Below are 22,540 nucleotides of genomic sequence, written 5' to 3' on the forward strand. Positions count from 1 at the left end.
GGCAAATATAGGAGAACCACAAAACTAGAACGGGTACCCGATTCCAATATTCAGAATAGTCTGTTCTTTTTCGCCAAATGGGAAGTTGGTCAGCAGCTTATCGAACACCCATCTTTGTCCGGGAGGCCGTGCTGGATCATGTATCTTGGCTCCCGCATCGAGTCTGAGGATAAGGAACGAAAAATCAAACCTCAGGCCAAAGCCAGATCCAACTGCGATTTCTTTAGCAAATGAGTCAACTTTGAACTGGCTTCCGGGCCTTGTGGCGTCATCTCTTAGCGTCCACACGTTGCCTGCATCGATGAAAAATGCCCACGAGACGAAGCTGAATAGCCTCCTGCGATATTCTACGCTCGTTTCAAACAGTATTTCGCCAGGTTGTTCGAAGCTGTAGTCGTAGAGTCCGTCTTTTTCCGGGTTGTCGTTGAGTGGAGGCGTGTAAGAACCGGGGCCAAGCCGCCGGGGCCGCCAGGCTCTGATGCCATTGCTACCGCCGGCAAAGAAGTACTTTTCATAGGGAAGCACTGTGTTTATCCCGTAAGGCACTGCCACCCCAACGTTAAAGCGGTAGGCAAGATCATGCTTCGACGATAGGTTGGTGACCTTCCTGAAGTCGAAATTAGCTTTGGAAAATTGGTAGTACTCCAGCCTGTCGTTGATCAGGGCGTCCTGATTGAAAAACCAGAGGGTATTTCCGCTGGTCTCGACAAAAAACCTGAAAAAACTGGCGTTTCCTTTAGTGATGCCATAGCTGTTGTTGTTGACAGCCACTGAGAAGCTTGTGCTGCCAACATAAGATGGATTGAAAGAATTGATCAGTAGATTCCCTCTGCTTGCGTAGTCTTCTAGCAGTTCCCGGAAGGCTTCATTTCTCAACTCAGAGTCGATAAAGCTGACGTCGGCAAGTGTCAGGTTGAAAAGGTGCTTATTGTCCTTTTGCCAGATATATGCCCAGGTCGAGTTGAAGTTGGTTCGCTTGTATTCACGCCTGTCTGTAACGGTGGTACCTACCAGCCAACGTGTTCTGGGGTTGAGCCTTCCCTGGTCTCGTCGTCTGCTCCAGGAGGCAGGTGTGATGAACTGAGGAAAAGTTAAGGCAAGATTCCCTCCATACTCCTTGCTTGAATACACGTCCTTAACGTTTGTGGGTGAAGCGACGCCTTCGATGCCAAACCGGCCCGATAGTTCAAGTATTTCCAGCCCTTTGAATACATTCCTGTCCTTTATGTTGGCGTTGAGAAACGGGCCGGGAAGTCCCTGACTTACATTGACGCCAAACTCTGTTGAGGTTTGGAACTTTTGAAGAGGGCTGGTATAGATATTGGCAATGAAATGAGTGCCTACTGTGTCGTAGTTGATGTTGACAAACTTAAAAATATCAAGGTTGGCCAATTGCTTTTGTGTCTCGAAGGTGTTGGCTCTGCTATACATACTATCCGGATAGATAAAAACCCTCCAGTCAAGTATTTTTTTGTTGTATCGCTCCTCATAGAAGCTATAGTTGACACCATGATACATCCGGTTACTTCGCTTCTCGCCAGGGATATTGATATTGGCATCGGTAATGAAGTTTACAGAGTCGATGACAAACCGTTTGTGGTCATGATCCTTTACAGGTGATTTCACTGCGATTTCGATGAGGACCTTTTTATCGCCCAGGCTTGCCGTGTCCACCTGAAAAGAAATTAATTGCTTATTGAATCTGTAGTAGCCCTTGTTTACAAGAGATTCATAGACTCTTTCCCGTTCACTGGCCAGCTCCTTTTGGCGATATCTGTCGCCCTTCACTAACAGTGATTTATTCTCTGAGTTAAGTACAATGTCCTTGATCTCATCGTCGGGTATACCGTAAAATATCGAGTCAATCACATAGGGTTTGTTCCTGTCGAGCTCGTACGTCACCGACACTAATTTCCCCTTCTCCTTCAGCGACGAACTAACCCCTGCATTGAAATACCCCTCCGACTGAAGGTAGGAGACAAGATGTTGCTCTGTTTGTTCTCTCAACTCCGGCTTGAAAACAGCGACCTCTTCACCCCACCGCATGAATAAATTGCCTTCCTTTAAAGTTTTGTCAATTTTAGCAACCTTCTTGAGCTTTCTTGATTTAAGAAGCTCTGCTTTTTTTGGCTTTTTTTTGTCTATTGCTTTGGCAATCTTGGTATCGTACCTGGCAATGGCGCTTTCCTTTTTGCTTTGATACTTTGCTGAATCGTACCTGTGTTGCCCCCAGTAGTAGACATTTACATATAGAGACCAGGGGAAAATGGGCGTTCGCCGATTGGGCTTTTGCTGAAATTGGGCTTCGAGTTCATCAATATTCAGTCCCTTGGCATTTTCTATAGATTCTTTGTAAAGCAGCTTCTCGTCTTCTTTAAGGTACCGCAATCCCAAACACCCCGACAAAGTGCCCGAAAAAGCAGCGGCAATAATGGTTATAAATACTAATTTGCGGATTGAAGCCGTCACGGGAATGATTTCGAAAAACAGGGCAAAATTCATTAAATCACTGCAATTAAAAAAATTCAGAAAGCAGGAGGGGCTTTTTGTGGTAGAGGGCGGTAAAAGTGTGCTCGAAGTTTTGCAATCAAATTTCACGCTCATAGAACTGTATGTAACCTCTTCCTTTTACGCAGAAAACGAATTTATTCTAAAACTGGCACCTATTTCGGTAGAAATAGTTTCGGAGCGGGAGCTGGAATTGGCCAGTGGTTTACAATCCAACAATGCTGCCTTGGCCGTTGTTCAAATGCCAGCTTATCAGTTTGAGGCACCTGTTGCCTCGGAGTTTGCCCTTGTTTTGGACGATGTGAGGGATCCAGGTAACCTTGGCACCATCATCAGGATAGCCGACTGGTATGGCATCGGCAAGGTGTATTGCTCTCCGGAAACAACTGACCTGTTCGCAGGGAAGGTGGTGCAGGCATGCATGGGCTCGCTAACCAGAGTGAAGGTTTTTTATACGGCGTTGAACACCCTGTTGGAGGGGTACGAGGGGCCTGTGTATGGTGCTCTTTTGAATGGGAAGAACATCTACGACGAAAGGTTCGATCAAGGCGGGCTTATTGTGATGGGCAATGAGTCAAACGGCATTTCTGCTGGCTTGCTGCCGCTGGTGAGCCACCCAATTACCATCCCGGGGCACGGTGGTGCCGAGTCGCTCAACGTAGCTATAGCTACTGCCATAGTTTGTGATAATGTACGCAGGCCAAAGGGCTAGTTAGCTGCCTTTACATTGATAGCAAAGGCCCGTACCGGGTTGACCCGCAGCAGTTGGTCTATGTCTTTTTCTGAAAAATCGTTTTGCTTCAAAAGGGGGATGAGCTCATCAAAAATGGCTGTGAATGCCTTGAAGTCACCCCCGTTCAATTCACCCGGGCTGTACCAACCGGCGTCGTGGGAAATAAGCACTTTGTCTAAAAGACCGTTTTTCTTGCAATAGATGAGTCGCTTCAAGTGTTCTTCCACATCCCAAACTACCCCGTCAAGACTGATCCATGCACCTAAGTCATAAGCTTTGTTATAGTAAGTGAAATCAGTTTCGATCTGGGCGTGCACCCAAATGAACGCAGATGGGTCAACACCTTCGGCCTTTAGAAGGGCTATTTCTTCCAGGGCAGGCAGTGCCGGGCCCGTGTGGGAAGCGATGGTCATTCCCGTGGCCAGGTGTGTGATGGCGGCCGCCCGGACGAGTTTTTGATCTACAGTGGAAAGTGGTACGCTGCTATTGACGCTGATTTTTATGAAACCCGGCTTGACGCCCGATCCCTCAATACCGTTTTGGAATTCGTCGATCCATCTTGTGGCCAATTGTTCCGCTGTTTCTGTGAAAGCATGCTCAGGTAAGTACTTGTTGCCGACAGCTCCATAGTAACCGGTGTTGGTTATGATCGTCAGCCCCGATAGCTCACTGAGTGCCTTTAGCAGCCAGGGGTCTCGTCCCAGGTAGGCGGGTGTGCAGTCGATAAAGGTGTTGACACCTCTTTTCCTGGCGTCCACCAGAAAGGGAAGTGTCTGGGCAATCACGCTGTCCCGGTCCCATCGGTGGTAGCCAACGCTGTCGGCTCCTATAAAGTCGACCAGGATGTGTTCGTGGATGAGTGTGGTTCCCATTTCGCTGGGGGTCATTTTGCCGTTGACTGAAATGACCTCGGGCTGTTTAGCTGCAGGAGCACAATATGACAAAACAGCCAGGGCGGTGATCAATAAAAGGGAGTAGAGTCTCATCAGAAAAAGCCTTTACTTTTCGCAGCAGCGTCTTCAATCAGCGCTTCTGCATCTTTTTTGCCCAGGTACCGATCAATGAAGTAATGAGCGACGTAAAGCAGAGGTGTGAGCAGAATGGCCACGCTGAATTTGTAGATATAGTTGATGGTGCCTACTGCTGCAAGCTGAGAGAGACTCCAGCGACCACCTTCAGGAGCGAGGACGTAGAAAGCAATGCCGAGCACTACGAAGCTATCGATAAACTGACTAACAAGCGTCGAACCGGTGGCCCTGAGCCAGATCATTTTTGATCCGGTTACTTTGCGAAGCTGATGAAACACATAGACATCGAGCAACTGGCCGATAAGGAACGCCACCAGTGATCCAATGATGATGCCGAGGCCTTGCCTGAAAATGACTTTGAAAGCATAGTTGATATTGAATGGATGCCCTTCATTGTCGGTGCCGTTGACGTCGAGCCAGAAAGCGGCGGGGTCGAGCAAGGTTACCAGATAGATGACCAGAAAAACGTAGGCGATGAAACCGGCGGTCATATAGCTGATCCTTTTCACGCCTTGTTTGCCGAAGTATTCGTTGATGATGTCGGTGGTGATGAAAACCACCGGCCAAATGACGGCCCCTGCTGTTAGGTTGAAGTCGAGCACAAAGTCGCCAAAGAGATGAATTTGTGCCGGGGGCAGTCCGAAGGTGCCTTCGGCTGAGAAAATTTTGACACCAATCATCTCGGCAACCACGGCATTGGTGAGAAAAATGCCGCTCAGGACGATAAAGAGGTTGGTTCGTTTGTTGTTCAGTGTTTGCTCCATCTTTCTGTCAGGCAGGGGAGAAGTCAGTCCCCTCAATACCAAGATACGATTCTTTAAACACAGTCAATGCTTCTTCCAGTAAAGGATTTAGTTCTTTGTAGCGGGTGCTAAAGTGACCCAGTATCAACTTGCCCACGCCAGCTTTCAGCGCCAGGGTAGCTGCCTGCGCTGCCGTGGAGTGAAACGTTAGTTCAGCTCGCTCTCTCATGTCCTCCAGAAAGGTGCCCTCGTGATAGAGCATGTCGACACTGGCAATGTATTGGATGAGGGACTCGTCGTACTTCGTATCGGCGCAGTAGGCGTACGAATAAGAGGGCCGGGGAGGGAGTGTTACCTCGCTATTTTTGTATTTGATGTTCCCCTTTTCATCCAGCAGGTCTTCTCCGTTTTTTAGCTTGATGATCAGGGTGGGCGTTACGTTAGGGGGCAGCAATGACTTCTCAATCCGTCTATTTTTTGGTTTCTCACGAAAAAGAAACCCACTACAGGGAATTCGGTGACTGACAGGAAAACTGCTGACAGTAATTTTCTGATTTTCCAGAAGCACTTCACTAGTGCCGGGCACCCATTCTTTGAACTGGATGGGGAAGTTCAGTGTGGTGTTGGAGTACTTGAATTGCAAACTGAGGATTTCAGATAGCCCCGGAGGGCCATAGAGGAAGAGCCTGGCCTTTCTGCCATACAAATGCATGGTTGATAACAGCCCTATCAGGCCGTAGTAGTGGTCGCCATGCAGGTGGCTGATGAAAATATGATTGATTTTGGTGGCCTTTACCTTGAATTTCTTTAACTGAAGCTGGGTGCCCTCTCCGCAATCGATGAGAAAGTGCTCGTCATCAACCACCAGTACTTGCGACGTTTGGTTTCTGTTGTGCGCTGGAGCGGCGGAATTTGACCCAAGAATTTTTAATACAAAGCTCAATGGAGACTATTCTTCTTCCTCCTCGAGTCCGCTTTCAATTTCATGAAGAAATACCGTGTCTATTGCCTCTTCCTTGGTAGGTACTATATTCAATACCTTGTCAAGCTGCGATATTTTAATCAGCTTCACCACGTGGTCGTTCATGCCGATCATAACGAAGATGCCACCAGCTTCTGAAAAGCAACGGTTGCCAACAAGCAATGCACTCAGGCCAGAAGAATCGACATATTTTACGTCGGAAAGGTCGAGGATCATGTTGGAGCTGCCTTCAGCTTGCAGCTTCACAAATTCAGATTTGTAATCAGGGGCAGTAGAGGTATCCAGTTTTTCCTGCGTAATTTTTAAGATGCTGTATTTTTCGCTCTTGTCTAACGAATACTTCATGTGTGTATGTGTTTACTTCTACTTACTAATTTCTTTAAGACTCTTTAAAACGTTCGACTCTATGGTTGATTCAACCCCAGCATAGCTGCGTTTCTGGAATTTTTCGCCTGTTACTTTCTCAAAAAGCTCAATATAGCGATGTGAGATCGAGTTTACTACCTCATCTGACATTTCCGGCACATTTTGACCTTCTTTGCCCTGAAATCCATTTTCAATTAGCCACTGCCGTACAAACTCTTTGGAGAGTTGCTTTTGAGGCTCTCCCCTCGACTGAATGGCTTCGTACGTGTCGGCGTAAAAATACCGGGATGAATCAGGGGTATGTATTTCGTCAATTAAATAGATGGTGCCGTCGTGCTTCCCAAATTCGTATTTGGTGTCGACCAAAATGAGCCCCTGCGAGGCTGCATACTCCGAACCCTTTTTGTAAAGCGCTTGCGTATAATTCTCCAGCTGCATATAGTCAGCTTCCGATACTATTCCCTGTGCTATGATTTCCTCCCTGGAAATGTCCATATCGTGACCCTCAGAGGCTTTGGTAGTGGGTGTGATGATGGGAGAGGGGAGCTTGTCATTTTCTTTTAGCCCGTCGGGAAGAGGCACTCCGCAAACTTGACGCTTCCCTGATTTATATTCTCTCCAGGCATGACCGGCCAAATATCCCCTGATCACCATTTCTACTTTGAAGGGTTCGCACTTCACACCAATCGTGACATTGGGATCAGGTACTGCAGTTACCCAGTTCGGCACCACGTCCCTGGTTAGTGCCAGAAACTTGGCCGCAATCTGGTTGAGGATTTGGCCTTTGAACGGAATGGCCCTGGGAAGAATGACGTCGAACGCTGAAATTCGATCACTGGCAACTACTATCATCAGTTGGTCGAGGTAGTACACGTCCCGCACTTTGCCTTTGTATTTGCCAGTGACGCCGGGGAATTGAAATTGGGTTTCCTTGAGGGCTTCCATAAGGGTGACAAATTTATGGATGGGTGGCGTATTAAAAAATTTTCTTTTTTGAAATGTAGCAGTGAGGAGATGGCGGGCTATTGCTCCCTGATGACCTTGCCCAGTTTATAGGTAATCGTCTTTTCCAGCCTTCCTTTACGGTCATAATATTTCCATGTGCCATTTTTCAGGTTTCTCACATAACTTCCCTCTTCAATAAGATCGCCTGACTTATCAAAGGCTTTGTGGGAGCCGTGCTTCCTGTCGTATTCGTAGTAAGTTTCGTAAGCAGTTTTTTTATTGGGGTGGTAGCCTATTGTCAAACCATGCTGCTTGCCATTCTTGAAGTCGGCTTCCTCCGCTATAATCTCTTTCGAACTATATGTTGTCCTCTTGCCATCAAGTTTGTCGTCGACGTAGTTTTCTCTGATGAATGATCCATCGGCAATATTGTAAAGTGTCCACTGCCCTGAGCGGACGTCCTCTTTGTAGGTTTTAGTGGAGAGAAGCTGACCTGAGGCATTGAACTCTTCAATGGTGCGGTCTTTCTCGTTGTTGGAGTAGTCAGTTGCCGTTTTCACAGCGCCGTTGGGATGGTAAGTGTAGTTTTTCCCTATCCGGGATCCTTCTTTGTACACTAGCTTTTGTGAGGGTGTTCCATCTTCAAAAAAAGCGTTTGCAGTGCCACTTAGTTTTCCCTGCACGTAGGTGCCGGCATACTCCAACTGCTCATTCGCATAGTAGGTTTTGTAGGTGCCGTTTTGCAGCCCGGCCTCATTGTAGGCTTCAGTTTTTAGGGTACCTGAGGGATAGTAGGTTTTGAAATGCCCATCCAGCTTCCCCTTTTTATAATAGGCCTCCGTTTCTTTGGTTCCGCTTTCGTAGAACGTTTCGGTGGCACCGTTCTGTAGCCCGCTTTGGTAATGGATCACCTCTTTCTTCACGCCGCTGGGATAGTAATTCACCACCTCACCATCGGGCTTGCCACTTTTGAATTCAGTGGAGGATTTGACGACCTCATCTTCGTAATAGGAAATAATTTGTCCGGAAAGCGTGTCGTTTTTAAAGACGGCGATTTGAAGCAGGTTGCCGTTGGGGTGATACACTTTTGTTTCTCCCTGCCTTAAGCCATCGATGTAGATGGTTTCTCTCTGTAGCTTGCCGTTGTCGTAGTAGTTAAAAAACGTGCCATTTCGCTTCCCTTTTACGTAATCGCCTTCGATGATGACTACGCCCTCCGGGTTGTATTTAAGATACCTACCATCTATTAGGCTGCTGTCGGCATTCAGAACAAAGTATTCTTCGTTTTTAAGGCCTTTGATCCGGTCGTGATAGGTGGTGATTTTGGTTTGGCTGGCCACAACCAAAGGAAGGAGAAGCATGCTAAATAAAAGGCAGTTTTTCATCATGCATCAAGCGAATTTAAAATGAGCGCCGCTTGATAACGTTGCGGCGCCACTTTCATTTTTTACGGGCTAAATTTTTTCAATGACAATGGCAGAAGCGCCACCACCACCGTTGCAAATACCTGCTACGCCGATGGTGCCACCTTCCTGATGTAGCACACTGTTTAGCGTGGTGATAATCCGAGCGCCGGAGCAGCCAAGTGGATGCCCCAATGCCACAGCGCCTCCAAACACATTTACCCTGGCAGGGTCCAGCTCCAATTTTCTGTTGTTGGCAATCGCCACTGCGGCAAAGGCTTCATTTATTTCGTAAAAGTCGACATCGTTTTTACTAACGCCAGCCATTTTCATCGCTTTAGGGATGGCAAGCGACGGAGAAGTGGTGAACCACATGGGGTCTTGCGCTGCATCGCCAAAGCCTCTGATTTTTGCGATGGGGATGAGTCCCAGCTCTTTTGCTTTGGCTGCACTCGTGATGATCAGGGCTGAGGCCCCGTCGTTGATGGTCGACGCATTGGCGGCGGTTACCGTGCCGTCTTTTTCAAATACAGGCCGCAAAGAAGGTATCTTATCGAAGTTCACATTTTTGAATTCCTCGTCCTCTTTCATCAAAATTGGATCTCCTTTTCTCTGGGGGATTTCAACAGGAACAATCTCGTCTTTGAAATAACCGGCTTCAGTAGCGGCTGCCACTCGCTTGTAGCTGTTGATGGCATAGGCGTCTTGCTCCTCCCTGGTGATCTTCATTTCCTTGGCGGTATTCTCGGCGCAGTTACCCATCGGGAAGCCATTGTAAATCTCCCATAGTCCGTCGTGCATGAGGCCGTCTATGAGTTGGCCGTGGCCATATTTGTAGCCATAGCGTGCTTTTGGGATATAATAAGGCACGTTTGTCATGCTTTCCATACCGCCAGCCACCACTACTTCATTCTGCCCTGTCATGATGGACTGTGCACCTATCATCACCGCTTTCATGCCTGAGGAGCACACTTTGTTGATGGTGGTGCAGGGCACATTTTGCCCGATGCCAGCACCCAACGACGCCTGACGGGCCGGAGCCTGGCCCAGGTTGGCCGAAATGACATTGCCCATGAATACCTCACCGACCTCTTTTGCACCAACACCAGCCTTTTCCAACGCACCTTTTATAGCGATAGAGCCAAGCTGAGTGGCAGACAAGCCAGCCAAAGCGCCTCCAAAACTTCCAATGGGCGTTCTTACTGCTGAAACGATAACTACTTCCTGCATAATGATATAATTTTCGGGTTAATGAAATGGGGTGTATTGATCCACTTTTCTTATAACAATATCAGCCTGGCTGTTGGCTACAGCCGAGGCTTTACCAGTCAGGCTTTCCGCTTTCTGGCTTTTTAACGCCTTTCCGCTTGTTCTGCTGAATGTACTGAATCTCGCTGTTTCGCATCGCTTCGAGGATCATCTTGGCCTTTTCTTCTGAGATGTTCATCTCCTTCAGCTTATCAGGATTGATCTGAGGAGGCTGCTTTTCACCGTCTTTGTTCTCTTTGTCCTGCTGTTCGGCGTCTTGTTGCTCTTTCTTCTTTTGCTCCTGATCCTTCTTTTCCTGCTCTTTCTTTTGCTCTTCGCTCTGCTGCTCCTGGTCTTTCTGCTCTTTGTTCTCGCTCTCCTGGTCTTTCTTTTCCTGGTCCTGCTTTTTCTGTTCGTCGTTCTTTTGATCGTTGTTCTGATCTTTGTCTTGCTGGTTCTGCTGGTCTTTCTTCTCGTCTTCTTTTTCCTCGTTCTTCTCCTTGTCCTGCTGCTGGTCGTCCTGGTTTTTTTCGTTGTCTTCGGCTATCTGGCGTTTCACCAGCTGGTAGTTGTACCTGGCCTCTTCATTGGTAGGGTCAGCCTTTAGTGCTTCTTTGAAGAAGCTCAGCGCAGTGTTTCTATCGCCTGGCTTGTTGCTGATGATGCCCATTTGGTTGTAAGCCAGCGACTTCAGGTCTTTCTCTTTGGTGTTGATGAGGCGCTGGTATTGACTGAACGCCTGGGCGGAGTCGCCCTGCTGAAAAAGGGAATGGCCGAGGTTAAGAAATAGCTTGTCTTCCAGCACACCCAACGAGTCGGTAAGTATAGTGTAGGCCTGAGAAGCCCTGGCATAGTCTCCTGCCAGATAAGCCTTCTCAGCGTCTTTCTTCAGTTTGTTAACAGTGGCGATGTCATTCACTCCCGGAATGATGGCTGCTATCACCAATAAAATGCCTGCTAATGCCTTCATATTTTCATGGTTTTCACTGAAATGAGGTAATCAAGAGCGAAAAGGGCCAGCCCGATGGCAAGGAAATAATAGTACCTGTTGGCCGTAACGTCGACTTGTCGGGCATCTCTCATTTCGCCTTCTATCTCATTGATTGTATTTATTAATCTCGAAACGTCGTTTTTAGTTTCATTGATCTCAAAGTACTTGCCGCCGGTTTTTGTGGCGACGTCTTTTAATGAATTACTGTTAAGTCTGGTCACTACGTCGTTTCCCTGATTGTCTTTTTTAAAGCCCCTTCGGCTTAGTATTTTGCTGCCCTTGTCGGTACCAACGCCCAAAGTGAACAGTTTGATACCTGTTTGCTCTATTTCTTGAGCAATCTGGTCGGTTTCTTCTCCAAAATCTTCTCCATCGCTGATCAGTATAATAATCTTCGATTTTTGTTGGGTAAGGGGCGACTCATCGTCGTTCAGCTTACTAAGTGCCATCCGAAGTGGAGGGCCAAAGTCGGTGCCGGTGTTGGGCACAAGGCTTGTGTTGAGCGTTTCGATGAAGATGTTGAGTGCCGACTGGTCGTAAGTGAGCGGACACTGCATGAAAGCTTCGTTCGAAAACATGATGATGCCCATCCGGTCGGAGTTGAACGCATCGGTGATGTTTTTGAGCTCGAATTTTATTTTCTCAAGCCTCGTGGGTTGTACGTCAAATGCATCCATAGATACGGAGAGATCGACGCAGAAGAAGATGTCTTTACCAACCGACTTGATTTCTTTTTTGCTGTCGCCGAAGGATGGCCCCATGAGGGCGACAATGAAGAGCAGAAAGTAGCTTGACCGGAGGATGACTTTACTTAGCACTATTTTGGAGGAGCTTCCCACTGCCTTGGCGACATAAAGCACCCGGGCCAGGTAGGCCAGGTAGAGGATGCCAAAAACGAGGCAAAACGTTAATTCAAGTAATCCAAACGACTGATACCAACTCATACAACACTATTTGGGCAATGCCACAGCTTTTATAACACCGGAAGTGGGGACAAATATATAAAATGAACGCTGGGAGGCTAGCAATTCACATTTTTTAACAGGGTAAAAAGAATATCATTTTTTTAGGGCTGAGGTTTGCTTCCGTCAGAAAATGTCCGTTATCTTTGCAACTCTTTTTCAGAACAGACCTATGGAGAGATGGGTGAGTGGCTGAAACCAACAGTTTGCTAAACTGTCGTACTGGGTAACCGGTACCCCGGGTTCGAATCCCGGTCTCTCCGCATTGATTGAGGTCCCATAGCTCAGCTGGATAGAGCAACTGCCTTCTAAGCAGTAGGTCTCAGGTTCGAATCCTGATGGGATCACGAAGAAAATTCATAGCCTTCAGTTGATACTGGAGGCTTTTTTTGTGTCCGTACTTTACCTTTTCTATAATAATGGGAATCAAGCGAAAAACCTGGGGATTGAATGTTTCGTTTGTGGTTAAATAAAAAAGCAAAACTGGTTCAATGCGTCTCGCTTGGACCTTTTGCTTTTTTATGACTACTCGGGATTTTGGGCTTAAAGGGTAATTCCCCAGATTTTCCGCTTGATCCAATAATCGTGAGAGCTTAGCCGGATAGAGCCACTGTCGGGGACGCCCAGTCGGGGACGCCTAGTCTTCTAAGCAGTAGGTCTCACGGCTAGGCGCCCCCGATCCAATCCTGATGGGATCACGAAGAAAATTCATAGCCTTCAGTTGCCACTGGAGGCTTTTTTTGTTTCAATCTTCGCATGTGAGAGGAGATCGGATGACACCTTGTTCTATCGAAAAATTAGTGCCCTCAAAAAGATAGTCATCTTTTACCCTGAACATAGCTATCATTCATGCCAAACATAGCCATCTTTGGGTCGAAACATGGCTATGTTTGAGGTGAATTATAGCTATAAATGAAGTGGATTATAGCTATGATTTTGACTGAGGTGTTTTTGGTGCTTTTTGGCCAGTAGATGAAAAAAACAGATTATCGAATTCTTCGGATACTTGCATTGAAAGTAGTTGATTAATATTGTAGGCCGCTGCTCTCTATGTGTTGGATTTTCTCGGCTTTTCATTCACTCCTTATAATATATAAGGTATTACAGTTACGTGAGATCGAAGCGATCACACTGTGTGAGTGAGATTCCTTTCGTCAAACCTCTTATACTGCCTTTTGAATAATTGTGTCCGCACACAAGATCATTTTAGAATGTTTTTTTATATATTGAACAAACACTCTATATGAATTAACATGGCAAGACGGCGCTTCCTACCTAAACAGGGATGGTTTCATCCATTGATCACTTTTATCTGCCGGTCGGCGTTGGCTGCAGGGTTTGTTGTCATGGTGTCGTGCAGCAGCGGCCCGCAGTTGCCACCCGGCGATCCTGACAATGGTGGCCTTGTGCTCCCCGGTGGCTTCGATGCTGTGGTGGTGGTCGACAGCCTCAAGGGCAGAACCCGGCACATGGCTGTAAACGACAATGGCGACATCTATGTAAAACTCCGTTTTCCACAGGAGGAAGGTGGTAATATGGCCTTGCGGGACAATGACGGTGACGGCAAAGCAGACGAACTTCAGGTATTTGGCGACTACAAAAATGACGGAAGCTATGGGGCAGCCATGAGAATATACAATGGCTACTTGTACTACGGCTCCCAGCTGGCGGTGTATCGACAGAAGCTGGTGCCTGGTAAACTGGTTCCGGACACTGAAATCGAGACAATTTTAGTCGACGATCACGAGCATGGCAGCCATGAGCACATCGCCAAGGTCGTTTCTTTTGATGACAAGGGAAATATGTATGTCCCGTTCGGCACGCCTTCGAATGCCTGCATGCCGGTGAAGCGAACACCCAATATGCCAGGAATGGATCCATGTCCCCAACTGGAAGATCATGGCGGAGTCTGGAAGTTCGATGCCAACAAGAAAAACCAAACGCAGAAGGATGGGGCCAAGTTCGCAACGGGATTGCGAAGCATTGTGGCCATGGATTGGAATACTGAAGACAATAACCTGTATGTGGTGATGCACGGCAGAGATGATCTGCTCAGGCTTTGGGCGCAGAAGTACAGTCCCTGGGAAAGTGCCATGCTGCCAGCTGAGGAATTCCTGCGGGTAACAGAAGGCACGAATGCTGGTTGGCCCTACTGCTATTACGATCAGATAAAAGGCCAGAAGGTACTTGCTCCAGAATATGGTGGCGATGGCGACAGCATCGGACGCTGTGCTGATTTTGTCGATCCCCTGATGGGTTTCCCGGGGCATTGGGCGCCCAACGATCTTTTCTTCTATACAGGCGATCAGTTTCCCGAGCATTATAAAAACGGTGCTTTTATCGCTTTTCATGGTTCCACCAACCGGGCACCTTATCCTCAGGCCGGCTATTTTATCGGCTTTGTGCCGTTCACGAACGGGCAGCCCTCAGGCGATTGGGAGGTGTTTGCCGACGGCTTTGCTGGCGTAGACCCGGTTGTCAATGTAAGTGACGCCATGTATCGACCGATGGGTATTGCGATGGGGCCAGATGGTTCACTCTATTTTTCCGATACGGAAAAAGGGAAGATCTGGCGGGTAATGTACAAAGGAGATAAAGGCGGGTTTGGCACAGAACAGCTGGTCAAAATGGAAGAGCGAAAGAATGCGTCCAATATCCGCACACCTGATAAGATAGAAGACAACCTTGAAAAAGGAGTGAAAGTGGCCGGAGAAAAGACGTATCTGACTTATTGTGGCTCTTGCCATCAGAATAATGGAAAAGGGGCCTCTGGTAGATTTCCGCCATTAGCCGGAGCACCCTGGGTGGTTGGCGACAAAAGCTTGCTTATTAGTATTGTGCTCAATGGTATGGAGGGCAGCATTATGGTAAATGGAGAAGAATACAACAATGTCATGCCTCAGCACAGCTTTTTGAGTGATGAGGAGGTGGCCGGGGTGCTTACCTATATCCGGCAAAGCTTTGGAAATACTGCCAGTGAGGTATCGGTAGAAGATGTAGAAAAAATAAGACGTTCATTATAACTATCAATCATGTTAAGCAGAAGAAAACTTGTCAAACGCTTGGCCAGCCTTCCTTTAATAGGAGGAATTGTGGGCAGTGGTATTCCTATTCAATCTGTTGCAGCTGCAACGCCTGCGGCAAAACCTGCGCAAAACTTATTCAAAGAGCTGGGGATACGCCCGTTGATCAATGCCCGTGGCACCATGACGTTTTTGTCAGGTTCTTTGATGGAGCCGGAGGTGATGGCGGCGATTAACGCAACAGCACACGACTTCGCCAACATGCATGAACTGACCGACAAAGTGGGAGAGCGAATTGCAGAGATGCTGCAATGTGAAGCAGCCATGGTCACTTCCGGGGCAGCATGTGCGCTTACCATTGGCACTGCTGCCGCCATTACCGGCATGGATATCGACAAAATCAAACAAATCCCTAACCTGCCTGGCCCCAAGCCGGAAGTGATTATTCAGAAAAAGCACCGCTACGTGTTTGATCAGGCGGTACGTACTGCCGGAGTGAAGCTGATCGAGGTGGAAAACGCTGAAGAAATGGAGGCCGCCTTTAATGAGCGCACCGTGATGACGCTCTTCTTCAACGGCGCCGTCGATTGGTACGGTATCGAAGACAGTATCACCCATGAGGAGTTTGTGGCCATTTCTAAGAAACATAGCATCCCTTCTTTTATCGACGCAGCCGCAGATGTGCCGCCTGTGGAGAACCTTTTCAAATACCAAAAGATGGGCTTTGACCTGGTCACCTTTTCCGGTGGAAAAATGATTCGTGGGCCTCAAAGCGCAGGCCTACTCTTTGGGCGCAAAGACTTAATTGAAGCCGCTAAGCTTAATTTTTCTCCTCATGAAAGCCCGATCGGGCGATCCATGAAAGTGAACAAAGAAGAGGTTTTCGGCATGTACGCCGCTTTGAAACTCTATCTTGAAAAGGATCATGAAAAGGAATGGAAGGAGTGGGAGGGACGAGTAGCCGATATCACCAAGACAGTAGAAACCGTGCCCGGGGTAAAAGGAGAGATGCACATGCCTAAAGGCAGGGCCAATGTATTTCCAGGGCTTTTGGTGAAGTGGGATCAGAACAAGGTAAAAATCAAGCCAAAGGACGTAGTGGAGGCGCTTAGGGCTGGTGAGCCGAGGATTGAAACCTCTGCCGGAGACGATGCTCTTCGCATCACCGTGGTTACTTTGTTACCCGACCAGGTGCCAATTGTTGCCAGGCGAATCAAAGAAGTGCTTCAGGCAGCAGTGTAACAATGCCTGAGCCAACCTATTTTTAGTTAAGACCTATTTAAACGACAAACCTATGCTAAGTAGAAGAAAACTCATTAAACGCCTTTCAGCCCTGCCTTTTGTAGGAGGGATCATCGGTGGTGGCGTGCCTCTTGCAGCCATTGCCGCTGCACCTGCAGCCCCTTACCGTGATTACTTTGCCGAGTTAGGTGTGCGTACCTTCATTAATGCGGCAGGTACTTACACCGCTATGACTGGCTCTTTGCTAAGAGACGAAATGAAAGACGCCTACAACTATGCCTCGGAGCATTATGTAATGCTCGACGAGTTGCAGGATAAAGTTGGCGAGAGAATTGCAAAGTTGCTTAAATGTGAGGCGGCCACGGTCACTTCCGGAGCTTTTTCCGCAATGACATTCGGGATGGCAGGCGTGCTCACCGGCATGGATTCCAAAAAAGCGGAGCAGATTCCACACCTGGAAGGCACAGGGATGAAAACAGAGGTGATCATTCAGAAATCTCACAATATTGGTTATGCCCATGCCGTGCGCAACTGCGGAGTGAAAGTGATTGAGGTCGAGACCAAAGAACAATTGAAAAAGGCCATCAACAAAAACACGGCTTTGATGCTTTTTATCAATGCCTATGAGCCTAATGGACAGATTAATGCGGAAGAATGGCTGAAGACGGGCAAGGAGAATAATATCCCCTGCATGAACGACTGTGCGGCTGATGTGCCACCGGTGGAGAATCTGTGGAAGTTCACCCAAATGGGCTATGACCTGGTATGTTTTTCAGGAGGCAAAGGCCTGAGAGGCCCCCAGAGCGCAGGCTTACTGCTCGGTAAAAAAGAACTGATATCGGCAGCCCGGTTAAGCGCTCCGCCAAGAGGGAATACTGTCGGCAGAGGTATGAAAGTGAACAAGGAAGAGGTGCTCGGCATGTGGGCAGCACTGGAGGCCTTTGTAAATGGAGACCATGAAAAAGAATGGAAGTTATGGGAAGGCCAGATCAATCTCATTGCTGACGCCGTAAAGGGTATTGATGGACTGACCATCAAAATTCATGTGCCCCCCATTGCCAACCATGTTCCCACCCTGGATCTTTCATGGGATACAAAAAAGGTAAAAATATCAGGCAACGGTCTTAAAGACGTGCTTCGAAGCGGTCACCCGTCGATTGAGGTTGCGGGTGGAGGTGAAAACTCCGTCAGCATTACCACCTGGATGATGCGCCCCGGACAGGAAAGAATTGTTGCGGACCGAATCCGTGAGGGCCTCGAAAAGGCAGCAGCGGGTTAAGGGCTATGATTGTAGGTGTCGGCACGGCAAATTGCCCGGGAGCAACAGCCGTCCGACACCGGATTCAATTCAAAAATGGTCAGGCGGGTATGAAGACACACCCTGCGACATGGTATGTCCCGCCTGCCGCAAGCGTCTCGCTTGTGGCTATTCTCCGTCTGGCGTCCGCCAGCTATTGGTATGTAGTTTCAATAAGACCCATGGTTGCCTCCTATCCGGTGGCTGAAGGCCCTAACTGCAAACCCACCATCGCCGAACGACGCCTCCATACCTTGCAACCTTGTTTCCAGGTGCGCCTTCGCACCTACCCTATTTGTTTGACAACATTACCTCGGCAGCACGACGGGATTAGCGATGCCATTTAAGTCGTAAACGATTCTTCCTCCCTTGATCGTCATTTCGCATTCAAACTTTTGTGTGCCCGTTTCTTTATGACCCCTGTAGTCGAAGAAGCCGAAGTTGCCTTTGCGCATATTCAGAATAGCCACGTCGGCAATCGCTCCCTCGGTAAGTTGCCCGAGCTCCGTTCGCTGGATAACCTGCGCAGGCTTCCAGGTGGAGGCGTTGATGACCAGCTCCAAATCCATTCCCATCTGCAGGAATTTCGACATCACACTGAGTTGATCTTTCATGGCGTTGTTGAAGCTGCCTGCATGGATGTCGGTGCTGATGGTGGTAGGATAGAAACCCGCTTTGATAGCAGGAATGGCCTGTGAATAAGAAAAGCTGATGCCACCGTAGCCCACGTCAAACACGATTCCTCTTTTTTGCGCATCCCAAACAAAGGGCTTCAATTTTTTGGTGGCCGGATCAACAATGGGTTCTCTCGTATCCAGTTCCCCGAAGGCATGGGTGAAAATGTCGCCTGGCCTGAGGTGCTTCATAAATAGCTCCTCGATCGACAAAGGAGGGGTGTTCCCACCAAAATCAACTATCACAGGCATTTTTGCAAGGTTACCTGCTTCTACGGCATTGTCTACCGGCGTCCATTCGGGGCCATTGAAATGAGCCACTTTAAAGCCTACTACATGTTCCTTATTTGACCTTGCCACAGCGGCAGCCATGCGGGCATCCATGTCATTCAGGTTCTGCTCGTACACGCCGCCTCTCATGCCCTCACCAACAATGTTGAGAAACGACAGTACCCTGGTTTGTGAGTTATCAATGATGTTCTCTTTGAATGTAGGGAACGACTTCCAACCGGCTCCCCCTGCGTCCACAATGGTAGTCACGCCTACCCGAAAGGTGAACCCGTCAGGCATAATAGCCGTCAAGCCGTCGCTCAGGTAATGGTCAGGTTGCGTGCCGAAGAATACGTGTCCATGGATGTCGATCAGTCCCGGAGTAATGTACATGCCTTTCGCATCTACCACCTGCCTGGCGCCGGTAGCATCGATGGTTTTGGCTACCCTGGCAATCTTTCCGTCGTGGATGGCAACATCCATCAACTCATTGATGTTGTTTTTTGGATCGATGACATGACCGCCTTTGATAACGATTTGATAGGGCTGCGCTACGACGCTGGCAGTGACAAAGAAAAAGGCAATAATAGATAAGAAGCGTTTCATTGTAGTGGATTCAGGGTGTGAAGTGGAAGCCCGTCGTTTCACGGCACCGGGCCTTCATAGATAGTATTTTAAACGTAAGCGATGCAATCAATCTCCACCAGGGAGTCGCCGGGTACGCCACCGTAGGTTGCCACAGTGGTTCTCACAGGGGGCTTGGCACCAAACCTGCCTTTGTAAACCTCATTCATGGCTTTGTAGTCATTCAAATCGGCCAGGAAAACGCTTACCTTCAGTACTTTTTCCATGGAGGATCCTGCTTTGATGAGTTCTTTTTCCAGTTCCTTTAGCACATGATCGGTGTGTGCTTTGATGTCGCCTTCGAAATGTGCCCCTTTTCCGGCGATAAACACCAGATTACCCATTTGAGTGGAGCCTGAAAATAACGGCATGTCCTGAAAGGTAGTGATGTTGTTGGCTTTCTTTTCGAGCGTGGCCGGTGCGGCATTGGCCGATGAAACGGCTCCAAAACCAGCGAAGCCAGCTATACCAGCAAAAAGTTTTTTCAGGGTAGATCTGCGTTCTAGTTTTTCCATGATAAGAGTCAGTTTAGCGTTGTATGATTGAGTACATGAGTAATATGACGTACAGCCTCAATTTGAGAAAAAAAAGCGAGAGTTAAAACTCTTATTATTTGTAAAATAGAGGATGTGTGCGCAAACATGAGGCTGGCGACTCCAAATTTGGTTCAAAGAGTGAAGCGGGAAAGCGGCGATTCAATATGATGAGTTCTGGTTTTTACCTTGCCTGATTTACATACTCTACCTGAATTTGCAGGATTGGCCGTGCCCCGCTGGAAAGTGTAAGTGCATTTTTGTCGAGAGCAACCACATACCGGTTGCTATTCAGACTGTTAACAATCAGGGCGGTAGGTGTCTCGGTGATTGTATAAAGAAGTTTGTGGTTCCTTTTTCTTCTCTGGAATATACTGACCTCTTTTTTCTCGTCGTCTGCCTGAACGTAGTACGCCTTTCCTAATGTTAGCTCATTCTCAATTATAGAAACTTCAAAATGCCGCTTGGTTTCTGCCCGAAACGTCGAGTTCGATGTTTTCACAATTTCTGCTCTCACTTTGCCCTTTCTGGTAAACGTTGCCTTGCCTTCGCTCAGTGAAAAAGTGAAGTCTTCCTTGTTGTTTTTGGTTACTTTAGTCTGCTCACCTTCCTGTTCCAGGGTGCGGCAGATGGTTGCAGCTTCATCGGCGTCTCTTCCGCTACCCGTGCACAACTGGTCGCCTGCTTGCACAACAAAATGTTGTCTTTTTTTGGGTTGGCCATCTATGCTGTAGTTTGTAGTCTTCAGGGTAAAGTCTCTGCTTTTATCCAACCTCAGGAGATAACCCAGATCGAGGCACAAATTGCTGTTAAGGTCGAAAAAAAGGCCATTGCCCAGATCGAAGCCAAGGGGGTGGTAGCTCACAGGCTGCTCATGGTATTGATCATTTATATAGGAATAAGTTTTTTGTCTGATTAAGTCGGCACGCAAGCTGTACAGGTCGAAAGCAGGGCGAAGGACTAACGGCTCTGGAAGAACTCGTGATGCTGAGTCAACCGGAATAATGCGAGGCCCCGTGCAACCGAAAAGGCAGATGATTAATAGCCAGGGTAGTGTGTTTTTCATAGTTATTGAATGCTGTTGCGGAAACACCCTCAAGATTTGTACCAAGCGGGGCTTTCGTATCTGCCGAGTCATGCGAAATTAAGGGAAAGCCACTTCGAATAATTGAATGAGGAAGAAATATCATTCTGGTGTATATTACCCTTTCGCTTAATAACTACACCTACTTACATGCTACTTACCTTTTTATCTTTTCTGGCTTTTACGGGTTTCGTCGCTCTGTTTTCGTGGTACAAACTCCGCAAAGACAAGCTGGATACTCAGGATGGCTACTTCCTCGGAGGCCGCAGCCTTACCGGCGTAGTTATTGCCGGTTCCATGCTGCTTACCAATATTTCTACTGAGCACCTGATAGGGATGAATGGTTCGGCTTACAAAAATGGCTTCATCATCATTGCGTGGGAGGTGACGTCGGCGGTAGCGCTGGTCATTGGCGCTCTCTACTTCATTCCGACGTTCCTCAAAATGGGATTGACAACAATTCCGCAATACCTTGAGTACCGCTTTGATAGAATTACGAGAACGCTGGTGGCTCTGTTCTTGATTGTGTCCTTTGTTGTAACCCTGTTGCCAATTGTGCTTTATACCGGTGCCATCAACCTCGAAAGCATCTTTAATGTGTCTGAAACACTCGGTGTCACTCAGGGACAGGGGCTGTGGGTGACAGTTATCATTATCGGAGTGATAGGCTCTATTTATGCCATTTTCGGCGGTTTGAAGGCAGTCGCTTTTTCTGATACTATCAACGGCTTTGGTTTGTTTATAGGAGGTCTGCTGGTGCTTGGGTTTGCTCTATGGGACATCGGCGATGGCAATATGATTGAAGGCCTGAGCAAAGTGTACAAAGCCGCTCCTGAGAAGTTCAATGTGATAGGAGCAAAGGATTCGGTGCTGCCATTCGAAACGCTTTTTACCGGGTTGATGATTAACCAGCTGTACTTCTGGTGCATGAATCAGACGATTATTCAACGAGCCTTTGGTGCAGTGAGCCTTGCGGAGGCGCAGAAGGGCCTTTTGTATACCGGCGTGCTGAAGCTGCTGGTGCCGTTGGTCATCATTTTACCAGGCGTCATTGGCTTCTACTATTTCGGCGACTCCCTTTACAATAATCAAGACTTGATCTATCCCGAACTCATTAAAAAAGTGTTGCCGGTTGGCCTCACCGGCTTTTTCGCTGCAGTGGTGCTTGGTGCGGTACTAAGCACGTTTAACAGCGTGCTCAATAGTACGGCGACCATTTTTAGTTTGGGTATTTACAAGCGGCACCTCAACAAAGATGCTTCTGAAAAACAGCTGGTTTGGATAGGGAAATTGACGTCCATCATCCTTGCCGTTTGCGCCATTGTAGCCGCTCCTATGGTGGCCGGAGCTCCAGAAGGATTGTATCAGCTTCTGCAGCAGCTCAACGGCATCTTCTTTATTCCCATCGCTTCCATTCTAATCGCTGGCCTTTTTATACCCAGAATATCTGCCGTGGGAGCGAAGGCAGCGCTTTTTATCGGTTTGGCTTTTTACATCCTGACAAGCTTCATCTTTAAAGTAGATATACACTTCGTGCACCTGTGGGGCATTGAGTTCATTTTAAACATGATAGTGATGTTTGGTGTGTCCTACTTTTACCCAAATACCAATACATTTAAACCCGCCGATATAGAGTCGATAGAAATGCATCCGTGGAAGTACGCCAGGCATCTTGGGCTGCTATTGGTAGTACTTACTGTGGCTATTTACATTTGGCTGGGGCAGTGATTTGGTTTAGAATCTCAGTTTGAATTATTATCTTCAACGTCGTTTAGTTAAGAGGTTCGGTTTCCCAATTCTGTTTTACCCCTGTCACTAAAGGGAGAAGAATGATCGTTAGCATGCCCCTTTAGGGAATAAAAGGGTAATAAGGCTCTTAACTAA

18 protein-coding genes and 2 tRNA genes are annotated in these 22,540 nt (G+C 47.8%); 7 read left to right on the top strand and 13 right to left on the bottom strand.

Features of this window, described 5'->3' with window-relative positions:
* Positions 1 to 24 precede the first annotated feature (24 nt).
* Positions 25 to 2,502 (bottom strand): BamA/TamA family outer membrane protein, encoded by a 2,478-nt coding sequence (locus ACMVP2_RS22480; RefSeq protein WP_416865194.1) that lies wholly within the window; start codon positions 2,500 to 2,502, stop codon positions 25 to 27.
* Here ACMVP2_RS22480 and ACMVP2_RS22485 point away from each other — a divergent pair.
* A complete protein-coding gene (locus ACMVP2_RS22485; RefSeq protein ID WP_416865195.1) occupies positions 2,474 to 3,220 on the top strand; it encodes a TrmH family RNA methyltransferase in 747 nt (248 codons plus the stop codon). The genes ACMVP2_RS22480 and ACMVP2_RS22485 overlap by 29 nt on opposite strands.
* Here ACMVP2_RS22485 and ACMVP2_RS22490 read toward each other — a convergent pair.
* The 9 genes from ACMVP2_RS22490 to ACMVP2_RS22530 form a co-directional block, all read right to left on the bottom strand.
* Positions 3,217 to 4,227 (bottom strand): phosphotriesterase family protein, encoded by a 1,011-nt coding sequence (locus ACMVP2_RS22490; protein ID WP_416865196.1) that lies wholly within the window; start codon positions 4,225 to 4,227, stop codon positions 3,217 to 3,219. The two genes, ACMVP2_RS22485 and ACMVP2_RS22490, sit on opposite strands and share 4 nt — an antisense overlap.
* Positions 4,227 to 5,033, bottom strand: a complete 807-nt coding sequence (locus ACMVP2_RS22495; protein ID WP_339812204.1) for a queuosine precursor transporter — start codon at positions 5,031 to 5,033, stop codon at positions 4,227 to 4,229. Before ACMVP2_RS22495 ends, ACMVP2_RS22490 begins: the two co-directional genes overlap by 1 nt.
* Positions 5,034 to 5,040: 7 nt before the next feature.
* Positions 5,041 to 5,955, bottom strand: a complete 915-nt coding sequence (locus ACMVP2_RS22500) for a ribonuclease Z (protein WP_416865197.1) — start codon at positions 5,953 to 5,955, stop codon at positions 5,041 to 5,043.
* 6 nt (positions 5,956 to 5,961) lie between these two features.
* Positions 5,962 to 6,339, bottom strand: a complete 378-nt coding sequence (locus ACMVP2_RS22505; RefSeq protein ID WP_151999824.1) for an STAS domain-containing protein — start codon at positions 6,337 to 6,339, stop codon at positions 5,962 to 5,964.
* An 18-nt stretch (positions 6,340 to 6,357) separates the two neighbouring features.
* The gene (locus ACMVP2_RS22510) at positions 6,358 to 7,305 is read right to left on the bottom strand and encodes a phosphoribosylaminoimidazolesuccinocarboxamide synthase (RefSeq protein WP_416865198.1); all 948 of its coding nucleotides are present in this window, start codon (positions 7,303 to 7,305) and stop codon (positions 6,358 to 6,360) included.
* 77 nt (positions 7,306 to 7,382) lie between these two features.
* Positions 7,383 to 8,666 carry a toxin-antitoxin system YwqK family antitoxin gene (locus ACMVP2_RS22515; protein WP_416865199.1) on the bottom strand — a complete coding sequence of 428 codons (1,284 nt, stop codon included), beginning with the start codon at positions 8,664 to 8,666 and terminating at the stop codon, positions 7,383 to 7,385.
* A 93-nt stretch (positions 8,667 to 8,759) separates the two neighbouring features.
* On the bottom strand, positions 8,760 to 9,938 hold the full coding sequence (locus ACMVP2_RS22520) for an acetyl-CoA C-acyltransferase (protein WP_416865200.1): 1,179 nt from the start codon (positions 9,936 to 9,938) through the stop codon (positions 8,760 to 8,762).
* A 91-nt stretch (positions 9,939 to 10,029) separates the two neighbouring features.
* Positions 10,030 to 10,926 carry a hypothetical protein gene (locus ACMVP2_RS22525; protein WP_317491128.1) on the bottom strand — a complete coding sequence of 299 codons (897 nt, stop codon included), beginning with the start codon at positions 10,924 to 10,926 and terminating at the stop codon, positions 10,030 to 10,032.
* Positions 10,923 to 11,891 (bottom strand): vWA domain-containing protein, encoded by a 969-nt coding sequence (locus ACMVP2_RS22530; protein WP_317491129.1) that lies wholly within the window; start codon positions 11,889 to 11,891, stop codon positions 10,923 to 10,925. Before ACMVP2_RS22530 ends, ACMVP2_RS22525 begins: the two co-directional genes overlap by 4 nt.
* A 192-nt stretch (positions 11,892 to 12,083) precedes the next feature.
* On the opposite strand from ACMVP2_RS22530, the gene ACMVP2_RS22535 reads away from it, so the two are divergent.
* From ACMVP2_RS22535 to ACMVP2_RS22555, 5 genes are all read left to right on the top strand, one after another.
* Positions 12,084 to 12,172, top strand: a tRNA-Ser gene (locus ACMVP2_RS22535).
* Between the two features lie 10 nt (positions 12,173 to 12,182).
* A tRNA-Arg gene (locus ACMVP2_RS22540) sits at positions 12,183 to 12,256 on the top strand.
* Positions 12,257 to 13,255: 999 nt separating this feature from the next.
* Positions 13,256 to 14,932, top strand: coding sequence for a c-type cytochrome (locus ACMVP2_RS22545; protein ID WP_416868216.1), 1,677 nt, complete (start codon positions 13,256 to 13,258; stop codon positions 14,930 to 14,932).
* A gap of 9 nt (positions 14,933 to 14,941) precedes the next feature.
* The gene (locus ACMVP2_RS22550; protein ID WP_416865201.1) at positions 14,942 to 16,174 is read left to right on the top strand and encodes an aminotransferase class V-fold PLP-dependent enzyme; all 1,233 of its coding nucleotides are present in this window, start codon (positions 14,942 to 14,944) and stop codon (positions 16,172 to 16,174) included.
* 52 nt (positions 16,175 to 16,226) lie between these two features.
* Positions 16,227 to 17,453 carry a selenocysteine synthase gene (locus ACMVP2_RS22555; protein WP_416865202.1) on the top strand — a complete coding sequence of 409 codons (1,227 nt, stop codon included), beginning with the start codon at positions 16,227 to 16,229 and terminating at the stop codon, positions 17,451 to 17,453.
* Between the two features lie 326 nt (positions 17,454 to 17,779).
* On the opposite strand, the gene ACMVP2_RS22560 is transcribed toward ACMVP2_RS22555, so the two are convergent.
* The 3 genes from ACMVP2_RS22560 to ACMVP2_RS22570 all read right to left on the bottom strand — a co-directional run bounded on the left by ACMVP2_RS22560 (position 17,780) and on the right by ACMVP2_RS22570 (position 20,638).
* The gene (locus ACMVP2_RS22560) at positions 17,780 to 19,021 is read right to left on the bottom strand and encodes an amidohydrolase/deacetylase family metallohydrolase (protein WP_416865203.1); all 1,242 of its coding nucleotides are present in this window, start codon (positions 19,019 to 19,021) and stop codon (positions 17,780 to 17,782) included.
* Between the two features lie 68 nt (positions 19,022 to 19,089).
* On the bottom strand, positions 19,090 to 19,554 hold the full coding sequence (locus tag ACMVP2_RS22565; RefSeq protein WP_317491135.1) for a RidA family protein: 465 nt from the start codon (positions 19,552 to 19,554) through the stop codon (positions 19,090 to 19,092).
* A gap of 202 nt (positions 19,555 to 19,756) precedes the next feature.
* Positions 19,757 to 20,638: a hypothetical protein gene (locus ACMVP2_RS22570; RefSeq protein WP_416865204.1), complete on the bottom strand. Its 882-nt coding sequence runs from the start codon at positions 20,636 to 20,638 to the stop codon at positions 19,757 to 19,759.
* 168 nt (positions 20,639 to 20,806) lie between these two features.
* On the opposite strand from ACMVP2_RS22570, the gene ACMVP2_RS22575 reads away from it, so the two are divergent.
* Positions 20,807 to 22,384: a solute:sodium symporter family transporter gene (locus tag ACMVP2_RS22575; RefSeq protein WP_416865205.1), complete on the top strand. Its 1,578-nt coding sequence runs from the start codon at positions 20,807 to 20,809 to the stop codon at positions 22,382 to 22,384.
* Positions 22,385 to 22,540: the final 156 nt, after the last annotated feature.

This window comes from Imperialibacter sp., assembly GCF_048007035.1.
GTDB lineage: Bacteria > Bacteroidota > Bacteroidia > Cytophagales > Cyclobacteriaceae > Imperialibacter.

Excerpts from the sequence above, each read along its gene's own strand:
- ACMVP2_RS22485 (WP_416865195.1), top strand. The coding sequence starts at position 2,474 with ATGATTTCGAAAAACAGGGCAAAATTCATTAAATCACTGCAATTAAAA.
- ACMVP2_RS22480 (WP_416865194.1), bottom strand. The coding sequence starts at position 2,502 with ATGAATTTTGCCCTGTTTTTCGAAATCATTCCCGTGACGGCTTCAATC.
- ACMVP2_RS22490 (WP_416865196.1), bottom strand. The coding sequence starts at position 4,227 with ATGAGACTCTACTCCCTTTTATTGATCACCGCCCTGGCTGTTTTGTCA.
- ACMVP2_RS22495 (WP_339812204.1), bottom strand. The coding sequence starts at position 5,033 with ATGGAGCAAACACTGAACAACAAACGAACCAACCTCTTTATCGTCCTG.
- ACMVP2_RS22505 (WP_151999824.1), bottom strand. The coding sequence starts at position 6,339 with ATGAAGTATTCGTTAGACAAGAGCGAAAAATACAGCATCTTAAAAATT.
- ACMVP2_RS22510 (WP_416865198.1), bottom strand. The coding sequence starts at position 7,305 with ATGGAAGCCCTCAAGGAAACCCAATTTCAATTCCCCGGCGTCACTGGC.
- ACMVP2_RS22515 (WP_416865199.1), bottom strand. The coding sequence starts at position 8,666 with ATGCTTCTCCTTCCTTTGGTTGTGGCCAGCCAAACCAAAATCACCACC.
- ACMVP2_RS22520 (WP_416865200.1), bottom strand. The coding sequence starts at position 9,938 with ATGCAGGAAGTAGTTATCGTTTCAGCAGTAAGAACGCCCATTGGAAGT.
- ACMVP2_RS22525 (WP_317491128.1), bottom strand. The coding sequence starts at position 10,926 with ATGAAGGCATTAGCAGGCATTTTATTGGTGATAGCAGCCATCATTCCG.
- ACMVP2_RS22530 (WP_317491129.1), bottom strand. The coding sequence starts at position 11,891 with ATGAGTTGGTATCAGTCGTTTGGATTACTTGAATTAACGTTTTGCCTC.
- ACMVP2_RS22545 (WP_416868216.1), top strand. The coding sequence starts at position 13,256 with ATGGTGTCGTGCAGCAGCGGCCCGCAGTTGCCACCCGGCGATCCTGAC.
- ACMVP2_RS22550 (WP_416865201.1), top strand. The coding sequence starts at position 14,942 with ATGTTAAGCAGAAGAAAACTTGTCAAACGCTTGGCCAGCCTTCCTTTA.
- ACMVP2_RS22555 (WP_416865202.1), top strand. The coding sequence starts at position 16,227 with ATGCTAAGTAGAAGAAAACTCATTAAACGCCTTTCAGCCCTGCCTTTT.
- ACMVP2_RS22560 (WP_416865203.1), bottom strand. The coding sequence starts at position 19,021 with ATGAAACGCTTCTTATCTATTATTGCCTTTTTCTTTGTCACTGCCAGC.
- ACMVP2_RS22565 (WP_317491135.1), bottom strand. The coding sequence starts at position 19,554 with ATGGAAAAACTAGAACGCAGATCTACCCTGAAAAAACTTTTTGCTGGT.
- ACMVP2_RS22570 (WP_416865204.1), bottom strand. The coding sequence starts at position 20,638 with ATGAAAAACACACTACCCTGGCTATTAATCATCTGCCTTTTCGGTTGC.
- ACMVP2_RS22575 (WP_416865205.1), top strand. The coding sequence starts at position 20,807 with ATGCTACTTACCTTTTTATCTTTTCTGGCTTTTACGGGTTTCGTCGCT.